12 protein-coding genes and 1 pseudogene are annotated in these 16,631 nt (G+C 72.2%); 7 read left to right on the top strand and 6 right to left on the bottom strand.

The genetic code is table 11. The features are described 5' to 3' along the window. Window positions 1–101: 101 nt before the first annotated feature. Window positions 102–1,220 (top strand): nicotinate-nucleotide--dimethylbenzimidazole phosphoribosyltransferase, encoded by a 1,119-nt coding sequence (cobT, locus tag HDA41_RS10985; protein ID WP_184982975.1) that lies wholly within the window; start codon window positions 102–104, stop codon window positions 1,218–1,220. A 137-nt stretch (window positions 1,221–1,357) separates the two neighbouring features. After that, window positions 1,358–2,008 (top strand): annotated as a pseudogene (locus HDA41_RS10990) (hypothetical protein); the annotation flags it as partial. Here the strand turns inward: HDA41_RS10990 and HDA41_RS41150 are convergent. Further along, window positions 2,007–2,771: a hypothetical protein gene (locus tag HDA41_RS41150; RefSeq protein ID WP_230299390.1), complete on the bottom strand. Its 765-nt coding sequence runs from the start codon at window positions 2,769–2,771 to the stop codon at window positions 2,007–2,009. The pseudogene HDA41_RS10990 and the gene HDA41_RS41150 overlap by 2 nt on opposite strands. Before the next feature lie 60 nt (window positions 2,772–2,831). On the opposite strand from HDA41_RS41150, the gene HDA41_RS10995 reads away from it, so the two are divergent. Continuing rightward, on the top strand, window positions 2,832–3,614 hold the full coding sequence (locus tag HDA41_RS10995) for an adenosylcobinamide-GDP ribazoletransferase (protein WP_184982979.1): 783 nt from the start codon (window positions 2,832–2,834) through the stop codon (window positions 3,612–3,614). 27 nt (window positions 3,615–3,641) lie between these two features. Here the strand turns inward: HDA41_RS10995 and HDA41_RS11000 are convergent, their stop codons facing one another. From HDA41_RS11000 to HDA41_RS11020, 5 genes are all read right to left on the bottom strand, one after another. Continuing rightward, window positions 3,642–4,418 carry an endo alpha-1,4 polygalactosaminidase gene (locus HDA41_RS11000; protein WP_184982982.1) on the bottom strand — a complete coding sequence of 259 codons (777 nt, stop codon included), beginning with the start codon at window positions 4,416–4,418 and terminating at the stop codon, window positions 3,642–3,644. After that, window positions 4,415–5,074 carry a spherulation-specific family 4 protein gene (locus HDA41_RS11005; RefSeq protein ID WP_184982984.1) on the bottom strand — a complete coding sequence of 220 codons (660 nt, stop codon included), beginning with the start codon at window positions 5,072–5,074 and terminating at the stop codon, window positions 4,415–4,417. The genes HDA41_RS11000 and HDA41_RS11005 overlap by 4 nt, the downstream gene beginning before the upstream one ends. After that, complete coding sequence (locus HDA41_RS11010; protein WP_184982986.1) at window positions 5,071–6,585, bottom strand: hypothetical protein; 1,515 nt, start codon at window positions 6,583–6,585, stop codon at window positions 5,071–5,073. The genes HDA41_RS11005 and HDA41_RS11010 overlap by 4 nt, the downstream gene beginning before the upstream one ends. Next, the gene (pelF, locus tag HDA41_RS11015; protein ID WP_184982988.1) at window positions 6,582–8,105 is read right to left on the bottom strand and encodes a GT4 family glycosyltransferase PelF; all 1,524 of its coding nucleotides are present in this window, start codon (window positions 8,103–8,105) and stop codon (window positions 6,582–6,584) included. The genes HDA41_RS11010 and pelF overlap by 4 nt, the downstream gene beginning before the upstream one ends. A 101-nt stretch (window positions 8,106–8,206) precedes the next feature. Next, window positions 8,207–10,249 (bottom strand): hypothetical protein, encoded by a 2,043-nt coding sequence (locus HDA41_RS11020; protein WP_184982990.1) that lies wholly within the window; start codon window positions 10,247–10,249, stop codon window positions 8,207–8,209. A gap of 346 nt (window positions 10,250–10,595) precedes the next feature. On the opposite strand from HDA41_RS11020, the gene HDA41_RS11025 reads away from it, so the two are divergent. The 4 genes from HDA41_RS11025 to HDA41_RS11040 all read left to right on the top strand — a co-directional run bounded on the left by HDA41_RS11025 (window position 10,596) and on the right by HDA41_RS11040 (window position 16,490). Beyond that, window positions 10,596–12,122 carry a leucyl aminopeptidase gene (locus HDA41_RS11025; RefSeq protein WP_184982992.1) on the top strand — a complete coding sequence of 509 codons (1,527 nt, stop codon included), beginning with the start codon at window positions 10,596–10,598 and terminating at the stop codon, window positions 12,120–12,122. 231 nt (window positions 12,123–12,353) lie between these two features. Further along, window positions 12,354–13,742 (top strand): dihydrolipoyl dehydrogenase, encoded by a 1,389-nt coding sequence (gene lpdA, locus HDA41_RS11030; RefSeq protein WP_184982994.1) that lies wholly within the window; start codon window positions 12,354–12,356, stop codon window positions 13,740–13,742. Window positions 13,743–13,803: 61 nt separating this feature from the next. Further along, on the top strand, window positions 13,804–15,612 hold the full coding sequence (gene sucB / locus HDA41_RS11035; RefSeq protein ID WP_184982996.1) for a 2-oxoglutarate dehydrogenase, E2 component, dihydrolipoamide succinyltransferase: 1,809 nt from the start codon (window positions 13,804–13,806) through the stop codon (window positions 15,610–15,612). 254 nt (window positions 15,613–15,866) lie between these two features. Next, window positions 15,867–16,490, top strand: coding sequence for a GntR family transcriptional regulator (locus HDA41_RS11040; protein ID WP_184982998.1), 624 nt, complete (start codon window positions 15,867–15,869; stop codon window positions 16,488–16,490). The last annotated feature ends 141 nt before the right edge of the window (window positions 16,491–16,631 follow it).

The following is a 16,631-nucleotide window of genomic DNA, read 5'->3' on the forward strand; positions in this document are numbered from 1 at the left end:
ACGGAACGTATGGGATGGCGATCTCGGGTGCAACGACGTCGCCGCCATGGAGTCGCGATGTGGCGCCGTGCTGTTCGAGCGGTGCCGGTACTGTTCGGCGAATGAGCTCGCTTAATCTCGACGACTTCACCGATCTGATCGAGCGTCCGGACGGCGGGATGCGCCGTGACGCCGAAGCGCGCCGGGAGCGGCAGATCGTGCCGCCCGGGTCACTGGGCCGCCTGGACGACCTGGGTGAGTGGCTGGCGGCGGCGCAGTCGGCCGTGCCGGTGCGGCCGATCGAACGGCCGCGGGTGGTGCTCTTCGCCGGTGACCACGGCGTCGCCGAGCTGGGCGTCTCGGCCCGGCCGGCGGGTGGCGCCGGGGAGTTGGTGCGGGAGGTGCTGGAGGGCGGCCGGCCCGTGTCGGTGCTGGCGCGGCGGCTGGGCGTGCCGGTGCGGATCGTCGACATGGCCCTGGACTGCGACCCGGAGGCCCTGCCCGAGGACGTCGTACGGCACCGGGTGCGGCGCGGCAGCGGGCGTATCGACGTCGAGGACGCGCTGACCCTGGAGGAAGCCGAGGCGGCGTTCCGGGCCGGGGTCGCGGTGGCCGACGAGGAGGCCGACTCCGGTACGGATCTGGTGGTGCTCGGCGATGTGAGCGTCGGTGGGACCACGACCGCGGGCGTGCTGGTCGCGGCGCTGTGCGGGGTCGACGCGTCGGTCGTCACCGGCCGCGGCGGGCTGGCGATCGACGACCTGGCGTGGATGCGCAAGTGCGCGGCGATCCGCGACGCGCTGCGCCGCGCCAGGCCGGTTCTCGGGGACCAGTTGCAGCTGCTGGCGACGGTGGGCGGGGCCGACCTCGCCGCGATGACGGGCTTCCTGCTGCAGAGCGCGGTGCGCAAGATGCCGGTGGTGCTGGACGGGGTCGTGACGGCCGCGTGCGCGCTGGTCGGGCAGCGGATCGCGTTCCGGGCGCCGGACTGGTGGCTGGCCGCGCACGACAGCGGCGAGCCCGGGCAGGCCAAGGCGCTGGACCGGATGGCCCTGGAGCCGCTGCTGACCCAGGGCGTGACCGTCGGCGAGGGCGCGGGCGGCCTGCTCGCGCTGCCCCTGGTGCAGGCCGCGGCCGCGCTGGCGGCGGAGCTGCCCGAGAAGACGAAGGAGTCGGAGGAGCCGGAGACCTCCGAGGCCGCTGAGGTCTCCGAGGCCCCGGAGGTTCCCCCCGAGCAGTAGCGTTCCGGGAGATCCAGGTCACGCACACCTGGCTCAACTTCGTCCCGTTCCGGTCGGTCTTCGCGTGTGGTGTCGGTTTCACCGATGCACGGACACCACGCACGCCGACGTACCGACATACGGACGAGGACGACCCGATGACCACGCTCGCCCGCTGGGCCCGCGCCGAATGGGGGCCGCTGTACGCGGCCGTGCGCGGGCCGCTGCGGGAGCGGCGGCCGCCGGCCGTGCCGATGGCGGTCGCGGCCGTGTGCCTCACCGCCGTGCTGCACTTCGCGCACAACCAGTTGTGGGGCTACCGGTTCGTGCAGGACATCGGTGCGGTGCGGGCCGAGGACCCGCTGTGGCTCGCGCTCCTGCGGACGCCGCTGTCGCTGTTCGTGCCCGCGCTGGATCTGCCGGTGTGGGGGGCGCTGGCGCAGATCCTGCTGGTGTTCGGCATCGCGGAGCTCTGCCTGGGCCGGAGACGGACGCTGCTCGTCGCGTACCTCGCGACGCTCGCGGGCACGCTGTACGCCCGCCTGGGCATCTGGCTGGGCCCGGACGTCCCGCTGGGCCTGCCCGCCTCGGACGCGCGGGTCGTGGACACCGGGCCGTCGGCGGCAGTGGTGGGACTGGCCGTCTGTCTGGGCTGGCGCTACCGCGCGTACGTCACGGCCGGTGCGGTGATCGTGGCGATGGTGGCCGAGATCGCCCTGAAGGAGAACCTGGCGGGCAAGGAGCACCTGGCGGCGATCATGGCCGTGCTGGTGGTGTGCGCGGTCGGCGCGGTGCGTCGGCGGCGCGTCAGCGGTGTTCGAGGGACCGGGCCGGCTGGGGGTCGGGCGCGCCGCCGATCCAGTCCTGGAACACGCGCCGGGGGCCGATCCAGCGGCGGTCGTGGCGATAGGCCCGCAGGCTGGACTTGGCGCGGGCGCGGGGGCGGCGCCGGTAGAAGCGCTTGGCCCAGTAGGAGCCCGGACGGGCCAGCCGAACGGCGCCGATCAGGGCGATGACGGGGACGATCACGCCGAAGACCGCGAGGCGGGTCCTGCCCTTGAACAGGGCGATGAGGGCGAACCCGAAGTTCACGACGATGTTCACGATCACGGTGGCGCGGTTCTGCTCCTGGTCGTCCGAGAGGTCGTTGACGCCCAGGGGTGAGAAGCCGATCAGGAGCAGTCCGACGAGGGAGGCGGTGAGGACGACCATCTCGACGCTCTTGCGGCCGGCTTCGGTCCAGTAGACGTCCGCCAGGTGCAGGACCAGGGCGAACTCGTCGAGGACGAGACCCGCGCCGATGCCGAAGACCACCGCGCTCAGTGCCGAGCCGAAGCCGTACTGGCCGCCGGCCACCGCGCCGAAGCCGCCGATGATCGTCAGGATGACGCCGGGGACCACGTGGTGGATGTGGACGCCGCCGCTGCCGCTGACGTTGCGGAAAGGGCCCTTGCCCGCCCGGATGAGGCGGGTGATGCCCCGGGTGATCACGAAGGTCAGCACGAAGGAGACGAGGGCGAGGAGCAGCGGCAGCTTGCCGGGTTCGATGATGTTCCGCTCCATCCATCCCATATGCGCACTTTATCCTCGGCCGCCGCATCCGCTCTTCTGACCGGCGGGTAGCCTGCGCCGGTGCCCAGAACCCCGCCGCTCGACGGTCTCCGCTTCGCCTTCGGCACCCTCACGGTGTTCCCGGTCCGGGTGACCCGGTGGGACCGGGAAGCCGCGCGCGGCGGGATGCTCTGCGCTCCGCTGGCCGGGCTCGCTGTCGGTGCCGCTGCCGCCGCCGTCGGGCTGGTGCTGCTGTTCCTCGGTGCGGGCGGGCTGCTCGCCGCCGTGGTCACCGTCGCCGTCCCCGCCGTCCTGACCCGGGGGCTGCACCTCGACGGGCTCGCGGACACCGCCGACGGGCTGGGCAGCGGGAAGCCCGCCGAGGACGCCCTGCGGATCATGAAGCAGTCGGACATCGGGCCGTTCGGGGTCATCACCCTCGTCCTCGCCCTGCTGGCGCAGATCGCCGCGCTCGCCCAGGCCTACGACACCTCCTGGGCTCGGGGCGCGTGCGCCGCCGTCGTCTCCGCGACGGTCGCCCGGCTGGCCCTGACCCTCGCGGCCCGGTCCGGGGTGCCGGCGGCGCGGCCGGAGGGGCTGGGGGCGGCGGTGGCGGGTGTGGTGCCGGTGCGGGGGGCGCTGGTCGCCGCGGTCGCGGTCGCGGGCGTGGCGGCGGCCGCGGGCGCCGTCTTCGGGCCCGGTGACCTGGTCCGGGCCGTGCTCGCGGTCGTCCTGTCCCTGGCCGCCGCCGAAGCGCTCCTGCGCCACTGCACGCGCCGCTTCGGCGGGATCACCGGAGACGTGTTCGGCGGCCTGGCGGAGACGGCGGCGACGACGGCCCTGGTCGTTCTGTCGCTGGGCTGAGCCGGACTTCGGTCACCGGGCCCGGGCTCAGCACGCCTGTCGCCACGCCCCCAGTTCGTACTTCTTGAGCAGTGAACTCAAGCGTAGACGGCGGGACTCGGCGCAGAAGTCGCCGGTGGGCACCTCGTACTCGACGTGGAAGACGGCCTTGCCCGCCTCGACGAACGGCTTCAGGGCCCCGCACTCGTCGTACTGGGCGCACTGTTCGTTGACCGCGAAGTCGAAGTCCCCGGCCAGCTCCGGGATCTGGTCTAGGTCGTTCTTCAGGCCGACGGCCAGGCCCCGGTCGTGGGCCAGGCGGGCGATGAGGCGGTTGTAGCGGAGCTGGTCGGCGGCGGTCAGCGGGAAGCCCGTGTCGTTGCGGTAGCCGTCCATGTTGTCCGGCTCCACCGCGTCGAAGCCCTTGTCGCGGCACATGTCCATGCGGGCCGCCATGAGCGGCTCCAGGACGTCGATGCGGCGGATGTCGAGCCAGCGTTCGCCCTGCCAGCCGTTGCCCCGGCCCAGGACGGCCTGCGGGAACTTCTCCGCGTCCGGGCGGAACTCCTCCCAGGCGCCCGTGGACAGATAGCAGATGACCTTGCGGTCCTCGCGGTGCAGCCGGGCGACGGTGGCCTCGGAGTGGTCGAAGCCGTCGATGTCGTAGACCGGCACGTCGACGGAGGTGTCCAGGCGGCCGCTGAGCTGCCACTGCCAGGCCGTGCCCGGGCGGGGCTGCCAGCGGGGGCCGGGCTTGTCGTCGGGGCCCTGGGTGCAGCCCGCGAGCAGCAGGACGAGCAGGGCGGCGAGCAGGGGGCGTCTCACGGGGCGTTCTCCGGGTTGTGCAGGGTGTACGGCAGTGTGCCCCAAGGATGATCTCCGGTTCCGGGCACCGCGCAGTGCACCGCCGCGCCCCGCTCCCGCGCCAGGCCCTCGGGGTCGGCGCCGGGCGGCACGCCGTACACCAGGTGGCACAGCCGCACCCCGCTGTCGCCGGGCCACTGCTGGGGAGGCAGGGCGCGGTAGGACTCCCAGGTGCCCTCGAAGGTGACGAGGACGTCGGCGATGCGGGCGTAGCAGGGGTGCGGTGCCGTGCCGTGGTTGAGGACCAGAGTGCCGCAGCCGACGCCCCAGGCGGCGACCGCCAGCTTCTGGTAGTGCTCGAACTGCTCGGGCCCGGAGGGGACCTGGTCGAGGAAGGCGCCGTCGGTGCCGTACCAGTCGCGGTGCCGGGTGAGGTCGCTGACGACGTCGGTGGCGGCGCGGCGGCCGTAGTCGGTGTCGGCGTATCCGAGGACCCGGACGCCCGCCGCGCGCAGCCGGCCGGCGACCTCGGCGAAGGCCGCGTCGGGGCGGTCGCCGGGGCCGCTGGCCGGGTTGAGGACGACCCCGTAGAGGCGGGGCGCTGCCGCCACGATCCTGTCCCATTCGGCGGGGCGGGCGGACGGGTGCTCGTAGTACGGGACCAGGAGAGTGCTCATCGGTGGGCGGTTGCCCTCCCCAGCAGCGCGCACACCAGGGCGGCCTGGACGACGGCCGCCGTACCGTACACGGCCAGGCCCGCCGTGTGCGGGTCACCGGTGCGGGTGGCGAGGAGCAGGGTCTGGGCGAGGGCCGCGGCGCAGCACACCGCCGTCGCGCCGGCCACCGCGCCGAACGACTGGAGCAGCAGGCCCGTCCACAGGACCACGCCCAGCAGGAGCAGCCCGGCCAGCCGGACGCCGCCCGGGACCGGGGAGTGCGGCCACAGGGCGGAGGCGGCGAGGCTCAGCGCGAGCAGCGCGGCGAGATAGGCGGCCAGGCACTGGACGACCGTCAGGAGCGTGGTCTGCCAGAAGTCCCGGGCGGTGCTGCTGGAGCGCAGGCCGGCGAGGCTGTCGCTGCGGAAGCGGTACAGCAGCCACTCGGCGGGGCCCATGCTGAGGGTGAGCGCGACGGCGGCGGGCGCGGCGACCGCGCTGTGGTCCTCGCCGGCGAGGACGTCGCCGAGTGCCGCGTACAGCACGAGGACGCCGGTACCGAGTCCGAACAGGGCGTACGGCAGGGAGCCCGTGAGCCGGGGTCCGGCGGGGCGCCGGTGCGCGGGGAGGGTGCCGAAGCCGCCGAAGGGCAGCAGGGCGACGAGGCCGGCGGTCCAGCCGCCCTCGCCCGGTTCTGTGAGGGCGGGTGCCGCTTCGCGCACGGCGAGGGCCGCGACCGCCGCCAGGGACCCCAGCAGCAGGGCCAGGCTCGCGGCCTCGGGCAGCGGGTCGACCAGGGACAGGACCGCGCCCATCGCCATCGGTGCGAGCGCGGCCAGCAGGAACCGTTCGCGGCCCATCACCAGCAGCACGGTCGCCGCCGCCAGGTAGCAGGACTGCCCGGCGGCGAAGGCGATCACGGCCGGGGCTGCGCCGCCCGCGCACACCAGGGCGACCAGCGCGCCGAGCAGGGCACCGGCCGGGGCGCCGAGCAGCAGGGCGCGTCGGGCGGCCATCCGGTCGCCCAGCCCCAGCCAGGCGTAGGCCCGGTGGGCGAGGCCCTGGTTCCACGTCCAGCCGCACAGGGCGCCGGCCAGCAGCGGGACCGTGCCCGCGGGGAGGCCGAAGTCGTCGGGGCCCGTGAACAGGGGCGCGCCGAGGACGTAGGCGAGGCCGGGCAGGGCGAAGACGACACCGCGCAGCAGGCAGCCGAGCAGTCCGATCCGCCAGGGGTCGTGGACGGGGCCGTCGGGCTCGGGGTAACGGCGCTCGACGCGTTCGTAGAGGGTCTCGGCGAGCGCGAAGGAGTTCTTCACGCCGTACCGCTGGCGTATCTGGTCGTCGGAGAGGCCGTCGGACTCCAGGAGCGCGGCAATCTCGTCCGGGTGGACGGCCGCGGCTATGAAGTCCTCCAGGCGGACGGCGAGTTCGTCGACCGGGTCGGGCTGGGCCCAGCTGGGGGTGCGCTGCCGGGGGATGGCGGGGAGGGTGTCCGGGCGGGAGCCCGGGGGCAGCCAGACGCTTCCGCTCACCAGCCCGCTCCGTCCGTCGCGACGGCCGCGTACCAGGGGTCGCGCAGTTCCAGCGTCCAGTCGGCGACGGTCTCCAGCGTCGGCTCGTACACCTCGTCCTCGCCCGCGAGTTCCTTGTAGATGGTGCGGAAGGCGTCCACCGAGCGGCGCAGCGTGAACCGGTCGATGACGCGCTGACGAGACAACTGCCCCAGTTCGAGGCGCCGTTGGTCGTCCTTGAGCAGAGTCAGCGCGGCGGCGGCCATCTTCTCCGGCTCGCGCGGCGGCACGACCAGGCCCGTGTCGCCGACGGCCTCGCGCACTCCCCCGACGTCCGTCGACACCGTCGTACGGCCGCACGACATGGCCTCGATGATGGAGAACGGGAAGCCCTCGGAGATCGACGACAGCATGACGAGGTGCCCGGCCGCGTAGGCGCGCCAGACTTCGCTGATGCGGCCCTCGAAGGTCAGGCCGTCGGTGACGCCCAGTTCGGCGGCGAGCTTCTCCAGGCGGGTGCGGTAGGCCTCGCCGCCGGGCGGGACCGGGCCGAAGAGCCTCAGCCGGGTCGCAGGGATCTCGGCGCGCACCATCGCGTAGGCGCGGATCAGGGTCTCCAGGTCCTTGATGGGGTCGATCCGGCCGCACCAGGACAGGGTGGGGACCTCGGGCTCGGGGCCGGCGTGCGGGAAGGCGGCCGGGTCGACGCCGTTGTAGACCGTGCGGATCTTGTCGGCGTCGGCACCGCCGCGCTCCTCCCAGCGGCGGTTGTACTGGTTGCACGGCGTGATCAGGTCGGCGGCCCGGTAGCCGTGGGAGTTCAGCTCGCGGTAGAAGCCGAGCATGAACGCCTTCACGGGCCAGCGCTGGGTGTCGCGGCGGTAGCCGAGGTAGCGCTCACGCAGGTAGATGCCGTGCTCGGTGAGCAGGAACGGCACACCGTCCAGGTGGCGGGCGGCGAGCGCGGGCAGGGTCGCGAGTCCGCTGCTGACGGCGTGCGCGACGGAGTCCTCGGGGATCCGGACGCCGAGCGGGCGCAGGGCGTGTTCCAGCAGGTCGGTCGCGGTCAGCGCGTCGTGCACGGTGGGGCGGGCGGCAGCCGTCGGCAGATGCGGCATCGTCCAGATCCACATCAGCGCCCGCAGCGCCGACTCGGTGCGCAACGCGGCCGGCAGGCGCCCGTCCCGGGCCAGTTCGGCCAGCTCGTTCAGGGACTCGCCGAAGTCGGCGTGCGAGCCGGGGTCGAGGAAGGAGAGCAGGAAACGCTCGTAGGTCTCGGTGAAGCGGCGGCGGGCCCTGCCGTACGGGGGCCTCGCGCGGCCGGGGCGCGGGCCCCAGGTCGGCACGGAGGTGTGCTGGTAGACGTTGGGCGGCAGCTCCCAGGTGACGGGTTCGCGGCCGCTGCCGGTGAGCGAGACTATGTGGAAGTCGACCTCGGGCATGCCCTTGACGAGCTGGTCGCACCAGGTGCTGACGCCGCCGTGGACGTGCGGGTAGGTGCCTTCCGTGAGCATGGTGACATGACGGCCTGTTCGCCTCATGCGGTGTTTCCCCCCTGTGGTGCGGATCTTGTGCGGGGAACTGCTGCCCGGATGCCGAGTTGCGGGCTTCGTGTGGGCTGGTCGCGCAGTTCCCCGCGCCCCTAAAGGCTCTGGGGCAACTTCAGTGTCAGAGCCGACTGGAGTGCTTCCGGGGTCGTCCAGGCCGAACGGGCTCCCGCGTACGGGGTGCCGAAGGCGGCCGTGCCCAGCAGGAGTTGCTTCTGCGTGCCGTCCGGCGCGGTCACCGGGATCTGGGTGCCGGACGGTGCGGTGACGGTGACGGTGGTGCCGATCCGGTACGCCGTCACGCGTCCGTTCGCCAGGGCGTTCTGCCAGGCGGCGCGGCGCTGCACCTCGGTGCCGATGGCGCTGTGCCGGGGATTCTCCAGCGGGGTGTTGTCGGCGAACAGCGCCCGGTAGTCGTCGAGCACCCTCTCCATGACCGGGTAGAGCAGCCGGCCCTCGGCCAGGTTGGACTGGTGCGCGTAGTGCGGCCGGGGGTCGCCGGCGAGGACGTGCCCGAGGGCGGTGCGCGCCTCCTGCGGGACGATGTGCTCGGCGTAACCGGTGGTGAGGTCGAGCGGCTCGTCCAGGCATGTGGACGTGGGGTTCTCCTCGCAGACGCCGCTGCCGCCGTCGGCCCGCGAGGTGTAGACCCAGTTGTACTCGTCGGCCATCTCGGCCGCCGTGCCCACGTTGTAGTACACGTTCATCGGGTGGCGCGGCACGGTCAGGGCCTTGCCGATCGCGCGCTGCTCGGGCTCGCGTGAGTTGTCCGAGGCGATCCACCTGACGCCGGTGTCGGCCAGGGCGCCGGCCAGGTTGGGATTGTCGGCGGGCTGCTGGGGCAGCGTCTTCAGGCCCGAGTGCTCGCCGGTGACCAGTTCCGTGCGTTCGACGGGGAGGCCTTTGTTCACGGCCCAGTCGTGGTTGTCGCGGATCTGCGCGGCGATCTCGGCGCGGCTCATGTACTTGGTCGAGCCGTCGGCGTTCTTCGCGCAGCTCCACGGCACGGTGGAGGTGTCCTGCACACAGCCGAGGAAGGGGTGCGTGTAGGTGTGGTTGACCCAGCGGTACTGCGCCTTGTCGCCGAGCAGCCGGTCGGTCAGGGCGTCGGTGCCGCCGTGCTGGGTCTTCCACTCCTCGCCCGAGCCGGCATTGTAGACCATGTCCATGGTGAAGCCGTGCTCGCGCTGCCACTGGGCGGCGTATTCGGCGTCGCCCGCGGTCATGCGGATCGGCGTGGTGCCCTCGCCGTCGCCGCCCGCGCAGTCGAAGTCGCCCGGGGTGCAGTTGCGCTCGGTGTCCCAGCGGCTGTCCGGGGCGAACACGTCGTCGATGTGCACGGCGAAGGAGTTGCGGGCCCGGCCCAGGTGCACGCCCTGGGTGAGCCACTCGACGATGCCCCGGGCCAGCAGCCGGAACTGCTGCTGGCTGGTGTTGTAGGCGAAGGTCACCACGAGTTCGCGGCGGCCGTCGTGGGCGTACTCGCCGACGAGGCTGCCGCGGCCGGTGCCGCCGGGCACGGGGATGTCGACGTAGCTGGTGAAGCCGGCGCGGGGCCGGGCCACGTAGCCGTAACTCTCCTGTGTGGACGCCGAGTTGTCCTCGAACCGGAACGCGCCGTCGAGGTAGCCGAACCAGCCCGCCTTGCCGGCCGCGGTGACGGACGCCTCGCGCCCGTCAAGAGCGCCCGCCCAGCCACCCTCGCTGGTGTAGTCGAGGCCGACCTCGGGGTGCGCCCAGGTGTAGGCGTCGACCTGCGGGATGCCGAACGTCCGCTCGTACGCCTCCAGGGCGGTCTGCTCGGCGGAGCCCGCCCCGAACGGGGACTCGTTCGGCAGGACGACGCCCTGGTACTTGGCTCGGGGGCTGCCGTTCACCGTGTCGCTCAGGAACGACTCGGTGATCTTCGGGCGACCGGCGTCGTTCAGGTCGATGGTCGTGTACGGGACGCCCGTGCTCCTCAGCTGGGCGGTGACGGCCCGGACGGGGCTGTCGCCGTTGTCCACCACCAGCACCTTCAGATCGATGCGTGGTTCCTCCGCGGCCGCCGCCCCCGGGGCCATCGCCCCGGCCGTGATAAGGCCCGCCGCCGTCACCGCGGCGGCCGTGCTTCTCCATCTGCGCGCACGCTGCGCCATGGTTCCTCCCCCAGAAGATCCCCGGGATCCCCTTGCGGTCGAACAGAGGAGGACCCGTGGAAATCATGCAAAGCGGTGAGCAGGGCGCTCACCGGATCCCGACGAGTGTGACTCAGTTCACCGACATAGAGGATCAAGAAATGGCCACTACGCCACCGACAGGTGAACGCCCGCAGGAATGAGCGAACACGACCACGCGCGTAGTCTCGTCGTCGAGTGTTCGCCGCACCGGGGAAGGCCCCGTGATATCCGAGCCCTGAGGTCGCAATAGGGTCGGCTGTCGGGCCCGGTCGACCCACACCGTTCGACCACAGCAACTTCACATCGGAAGCGAGATTTCACCACCGTGACTGCTCTCACTCTCAGCACCGCCGCGGCGCCCGGTCTGCGGGCCGACGCCATCGTGATCGGTGTCGCCAAGGGTGCCAAGGGACCGGTCGTCGCACCGGGCGCCGAGGCCGTGGACAAGGCGTACGACGGCAGGCTCGCCGGCGTTCTGGAGACCCTCGGCGCCTCCGGTGCCGAGGGCGAGGTGACGAAGCTGCCGGCGCCGTCCGGCTTCAAGGCACCGCTCGTGCTGGCCGTGGGCCTGGGCGCGGTGCCCGAGAAGGACGCCGCCTACGACACCGAGGCCCTGCGCAAGGCCGCCGGCGTCGCCGCCCGCGCCCTGACCGGGTCGAAGAAGGCCGCCTTCGCCCTGCCCCTGACGGACGCCGCCGACGCCGGCGCGGTCGGGGAGGGCGCGCTGCTCGGCGCGTACTCCTTCGACGCCTACAAGGACAACGGCAAGGACCCCAAGGCGAAGAACGGCAAGGCCCCCCTCGCCGAGGTCACCCTGCTCGGCGGCAAGCCCCGCGACAAGGCGTACAAGGCCGCCGTCGAGCGTGCCGTCGCCGTGTCCGAGGAGCTCAACCGCGCCCGCGACCTGGTCAACACCCCGCCGAACGACCTGAACCCCGAGGCGTTCGCCGCGATCGCCCAGGCCGCGGCCAAGGAGCACGGCATCAAGGTGCAGGTGCTCGACGTGAAGGCCCTGGAGAAGGGAGGCTACGGCGGCATCCTCGGCGTCGGGGCCGGCTCGGCGGCAGGACCGCGCCTGGTGAAGCTGTCCTACACCTCCTCCAAGGCGAAGAAGCACCTCGCCTTCGTCGGCAAGGGCATCACGTACGACTCGGGCGGCATCTCGCTGAAGCCGGCCGGTCACAACGAGACGATGAAGTGCGACATGAGCGGCGCGGCCAGCGTGTTCGCCGCGGTCGTGGCCGCCGCCCGGCTGGGGCTGGAGGTCAACGTCACCGGCTGGCTGGCGCTGGCCGAGAACATGCCCTCCGGCTCTGCGACCCGTCCGGGTGACGTGCTGCGGATGTACAGCGGCAAGACGGTGGAGGTGCTCAACACCGACGCGGAGGGCCGGCTCGTGCTCGCCGATGCGCTGTGGGCGGCGTCCCAGGAGAAGCCGGACGCGATCGTGGACGTCGCGACGCTGACCGGGGCGATGGTGCTGGCGCTGGGGAGCCGGACGTTCGCGGTCATGGGCAACGACGACGCCTTCCGTACGGCGGTGTACGAGACGGCGGAGGAGGTCGGGGAGCCGGCGTGGCCGATGCCGATGCCGGAGTACCTGCGCAAGGGGATGGACTCGCCCACGGCCGACATCGCGAACATGGGTGAGCGGATGGGCGGCGGACTGGTCGCCGGGCTGTTCCTGCGCGAGTTCGTGGGTGAGGGCATCGCCTGGGCGCACCTCGACATCGCCGGGCCTGCCTTCAATGAGGGCGGGCCGTTCGGGTACACGCCCAAGGGCGGGACGGGCAGTGGCGTGCGGACGCTGGTCCGGCTTGCCGAGCTGACGGCTTCGGGCGACCTGGGCTGATTTCCCGGGTACGGGTCGCGGGGGGGGCTGGTCAGCAGTTCCCCGCGCCCCTGGTCGGAACGTGGGGTGTCTCACACAGCAGCCCGGCGTCTCCTTCTGTGCTGACAAGTGCGAAGATGGGGCTCGGCAGGACAGGGCCCCACCGAAGGGCCGAAGAACGAGCGGCCGGACACCAGCCGCCTGCCGGTCAGTGACGACCGGCGTACGGCGCACATGCATGGAGGACGTGACGTGGCGAACGACGCCAGCACCGTTTTCGACCTAGTGATCCTCGGCGGTGGCAGCGGTGGTTACGCCGCGGCGCTGCGCGGGGCGCAGCTGGGCCTGGACGTCGCCCTGATCGAGAAGGACAAGGTCGGCGGCACCTGCCTGCACCGGGGTTGCATCCCCACCAAGGCCCTGCTGCACGCGGGCGAGATCGCCGACCAGGCCCGCGAGAGCGAGCAGTTCGGTGTGAAGGCCACCCTCGAGGGCATCGACATCGCCGGTGTCCACAAGTACAAGGACGGCGTGATCGCCGGCCTGTACAAGGGGCTCCAGGGGCTCGTCGCCTCCCGCAAGGTGACCTACATCGAGGGTGAGGGGCGGCTGTCCTCCCCGACCTCCGTCGACGTGAACGGCCGGCGCGTCCAGGGCCGCCACGTGCTCCTCGCGACCGGCTCCGTGCCGAAGTCGCTGCCCGGCCTGGAGATCGACGGCGACCGGATCATCTCCTCGGACCACGCCCTCGTCCTGGATCGCGTGCCGAAGTCCGCGGTCATCCTCGGCGGCGGTGTCATCGGCGTCGAGTTCGCCTCCGCGTGGAAGTCCTTCGGCACCGACGTCACCATCGTCGAGGGCCTGAAGCACCTCGTCCCGGTCGAGGACGAGAGCTCCTCCAAGCTGCTGGAGCGCGCCTTCCGCAAGCGCGGCATCAAGTTCAACCTGGGCACCTTCTTCGAGAAGGCCGAGTACACCCAGGACGGTGTCAAGGTCACCCTCGCCGACGGCAAGGAGTTCGAGGCCGAGATCCTGCTCGTCGCCATCGGGCGCGGCCCGGTCTCGCAGGGCCTGGGCTACGAGGAGGCCGGCGTCGCCATGGACCGCGGCTACGTCCTGGTCGACGAGTACATGCGCACCAACGTGCCGACCATCTCCGCCGTCGGCGACCTCGTCCCCACCCTCCAGCTCGCGCACGTCGGCTTCGCCGAGGGCATCCTGGTGGCGGAGCGCCTGGCCGGTCTGAAGACCGTTCCGATCGACTACGACGGTGTCCCGCGGGTGACGTACTGCCACCCGGAGGTCGCCTCCGTCGGTATCACCGAGGCCAAGGCCAAGGAGATCTACGGCGCGGACAAGGTCGTCGCTCTGAAGTACAACCTCGCGGGCAACGGCAGGAGCAAGATCCTGGGCACCACGGGCGAGATCAAGCTCGTCCAGGTCAAGGACGGTGCCGTCGTCGGCGTCCACATGGTCGGCGACCGCATGGGCGAGCAGGTCGGCGAAGCCCAGCTGATCTACAACTGGGAGGCGCTGCCCGCCGAGGTCGCGCAGCTCATCCACGCCCACCCGACGCAGAGCGAGGCGCTCGGCGAGGCCCACCTGGCCCTGGCCGGCAAGCCGCTCCACTCGCACGACTGACCCCTCGGTCGACGAACGCGACGACAGACTTCCGCACTTTCCGTAAGGAGCAACCGAAACCATGGCGGTTTCCGTAACCCTTCCGGCGCTCGGCGAGAGCGTCACCGAGGGCACCGTCACCCGTTGGCTGAAGGCCGAGGGTGAGCGCGTCGAGGCCGACGAGCCGCTGCTCGAGGTCTCCACCGACAAGGTCGACACCGAAATCCCCTCCCCCGCCTCCGGCGTGCTGTCCTCCATCAAGGTCGCCGAGGACGAGACGGTCGAGGTCGGCGCCGAGCTGGCCCTGATCGACGACGGCAGCGGCGCCCCCGCCGCCGAGCAGGCCCCGCAGGCCGAGCAGGTCGCCGAGCCCGCTCCCGAGCCGGCCCCGGCCGCCCCGTCCACCGAGCAGGCCGCTCCGGCGCCCGCTCCCACCGCCGACGCCGCCGCCGGTGGCGGCTCCGCCGAGGGCACGGACGTGGTCCTGCCCGCGCTCGGCGAGTCCGTCACCGAGGGCACCGTCACCCGCTGGCTGAAGTCGGTCGGGGACAGCGTCGAGGCCGACGAGCCGCTGCTCGAGGTCTCCACCGACAAGGTCGACACCGAGATCCCGGCGCCCGCCTCGGGCACGCTGCTGGAGATCGTGGTCGGCGAGGACGAGACCGCCGAGGTCGGTGCCAAGCTCGCCGTCATCGGCGAGGCGGGTGCCGCTCCGGCCGCCGCCCCCGCGCAGGAGGCCCCGGCCGCCCCGGCCCAGCCCGAGCCCACCCCGGCTCCGGCGCAGCCCGCCCCGGCCCCGCAGGCTCAGGCACCGCAGGCTCAGGCACCGCAGGCTCCGTCGGCCCCGGCTCCGCAGCAGCAGGTCACCCCGGCTCCCGACCCGGCCCCGGCCGCTCCTGCTCCCGCCCCGGCTCCGGCCCAGGCACCGGCCGCCCCGGCCGCCGCCAAGCCGGCCGACGACGGCGCCTACGTCACCCCGCTGGTGCGCAAGCTCGCCGCCGAGCACGGCGTCGACCTGGCCGCCGTCAAGGGCACCGGCGTCGGCGGCCGTATCCGCAAGCAGGACGTCATGGCCGCCGCCGAGGCCGCCAAGGCCGCCGCCGCTGCCCCGGCTCCGGCCGCGGCTGCTCCGGCCGCCGCGAAGAAGGCCCCGGCGCTGGAGGCGTCCCCGCTGCGCGGCCAGACCATCAAGATGCCGCGGATCCGCAAGGTCATCGGCGACAACATGGTCAAGGCCCTGCACGAGCAGGCCCAGCTGTCCTCGGTCGTCGAGGTCGACGTCACCCGCCTGATGAAGCTGCGCGCCCGTGCCAAGGACGCGTTCGCGGCCCGTGAGGGCGTCAAGCTCTCCCCGATGCCGTTCTTCGTCAAGGCCGCGGCCCAGGCGCTGAAGGCGCACGCGCCCATCAACGCCAAGATCAACGAGGCTGAGGGGACCATCACCTACTTCGACACCGAGAACATCGGTATCGCGGTGGACTCCGAGAAGGGCCTGATGACCCCGGTCATCAAGAACGCCGGTGACCTCAACCTCGCCGGTATCGCCAAGGCCACGGCGGAGCTGGCCGGCAAGGTCCGCGCCAACAAGATCACCCCGGACGAGCTGTCCGGCGCGACCTTCACCATCAGCAACACCGGGTCGCGTGGCGCGCTCTTCGACACGATCATCGTGCCGCCGGGCCAGGTCGCCATCCTCGGCATCGGCGCCACGGTCAAGCGCCCCGCCGTCATCGAGACGGAGGAGGGCACGGCCATCGGCGTCCGCGACATGACGTACCTGACCCTGTCCTACGACCACCGTCTGGTGGACGGCGCCGACGCGGCCCGTTACCTGACGGCGGTCAAGGCCATCCTTGAGGCGGGCGAGTTCGAGGTCGAGCTCGGGCTGTAGCCCCCCTTAGCAGCAGTACGGTGCCCCCGTCCGGATATCTCCGGGCGGGGGCACCGTGTTGGGGGCGCGGGGCTGTCTCGATATGCGGCTGCGCCGCGTGGGCGCGAGCAACCCCTCACGACCGTCAGCCGCACGACGACCCCAGGACCTCCATGTAAGTCTCGTCTCACCTGCACCAAAGCACCGTCACCCACCCCACCCGCGGAGCGAACCGGCCGTATTGTCTAAGCGTCAATCCCGACTGAGGAGCCTTCATGACCGCGCCCGTCGTCCACTCGCTGCGCGAGCAGATCCGCGAGCACATCCTGGAGGGGATCATCAGCGGACGCTGGCAGCCGGGCGAGCGGATCGTCGAGCGCCGGATCGCCACCGAGCTGGAGGTCAGTCAGACCCCGGTCCGCGAGGCCCTGCGCGAACTGGAGTCCCTGCGCCTGATCGAGTCCGCCCCGAACAAGGGCGTCCGCGTGCGGAACCTGACGGCCGCCGACCTGGAGGAGAGCTACCCGGTCCGGGCCGGCCTGGAAGCCATCGCCGCGGAACTGGCCGCCCAGGGGCTCGCCGAGGACTGCTCGGCTCTGGAACCCCACGTCAGCGCTCTGTACGAGGCCGACCGCATCTCCGACGGCACCGCCCAGGTCCGCCACACCGTCGCCTTCCACCGCGAACTGGTCCGCGCGGCCGGCAACTCCGTGCTGCTGCACACCTGGGAAGGCCTCGGCATCGAGGTGTTCACGGCCCTGTCGATCCGCTGGCTCGGCACCCAGCAGCAGTCGTACGCCGAGGAGCACGAGGAACTGGTCGCCGCCTTCAAGCGCCGTGACCCCCGCATCGCGGAACTCGTGAAGGCGCACGTCCTGGGCTGCGCGCCCCGGGCGTGACACCCGAGCACACTCCCGCTCAAACGCCTCTCACCTGCGGAAATCCAGAGAGACTTCGTCACCGCGTGCCACTGACGGAGGCACCCCGTGCCTACTTTCTCGTGATCAAGAGGTTTTGCCTCTCAACCCTTTGATCGATCA

Source organism: Streptomyces caelestis, from assembly GCF_014205255.1.
GTDB classification, from domain to species: Bacteria; Actinomycetota; Actinomycetes; order Streptomycetales; family Streptomycetaceae; genus Streptomyces; species Streptomyces caelestis.

Coding starts and splice junctions, on each gene's coding strand:
- cobT (WP_184982975.1), top strand. CDS start 102: ATGAGCTCGCTTAATCTCGACGACTTCACCGATCTGATCGAGCGTCCG.
- HDA41_RS41150 (WP_230299390.1), bottom strand. CDS start 2,771: ATGGGATGGATGGAGCGGAACATCATCGAACCCGGCAAGCTGCCGCTG.
- HDA41_RS11005 (WP_184982984.1), bottom strand. CDS start 5,074: ATGAGCACTCTCCTGGTCCCGTACTACGAGCACCCGTCCGCCCGCCCC.
- pelF (WP_184982988.1), bottom strand. CDS start 8,105: ATGAGGCGAACAGGCCGTCATGTCACCATGCTCACGGAAGGCACCTAC.
- HDA41_RS11020 (WP_184982990.1), bottom strand. CDS start 10,249: ATGGCGCAGCGTGCGCGCAGATGGAGAAGCACGGCCGCCGCGGTGACG.
- sucB (WP_184982996.1), top strand. CDS start 13,804: ATGGCGGTTTCCGTAACCCTTCCGGCGCTCGGCGAGAGCGTCACCGAG.
- HDA41_RS11040 (WP_184982998.1), top strand. CDS start 15,867: ATGACCGCGCCCGTCGTCCACTCGCTGCGCGAGCAGATCCGCGAGCAC.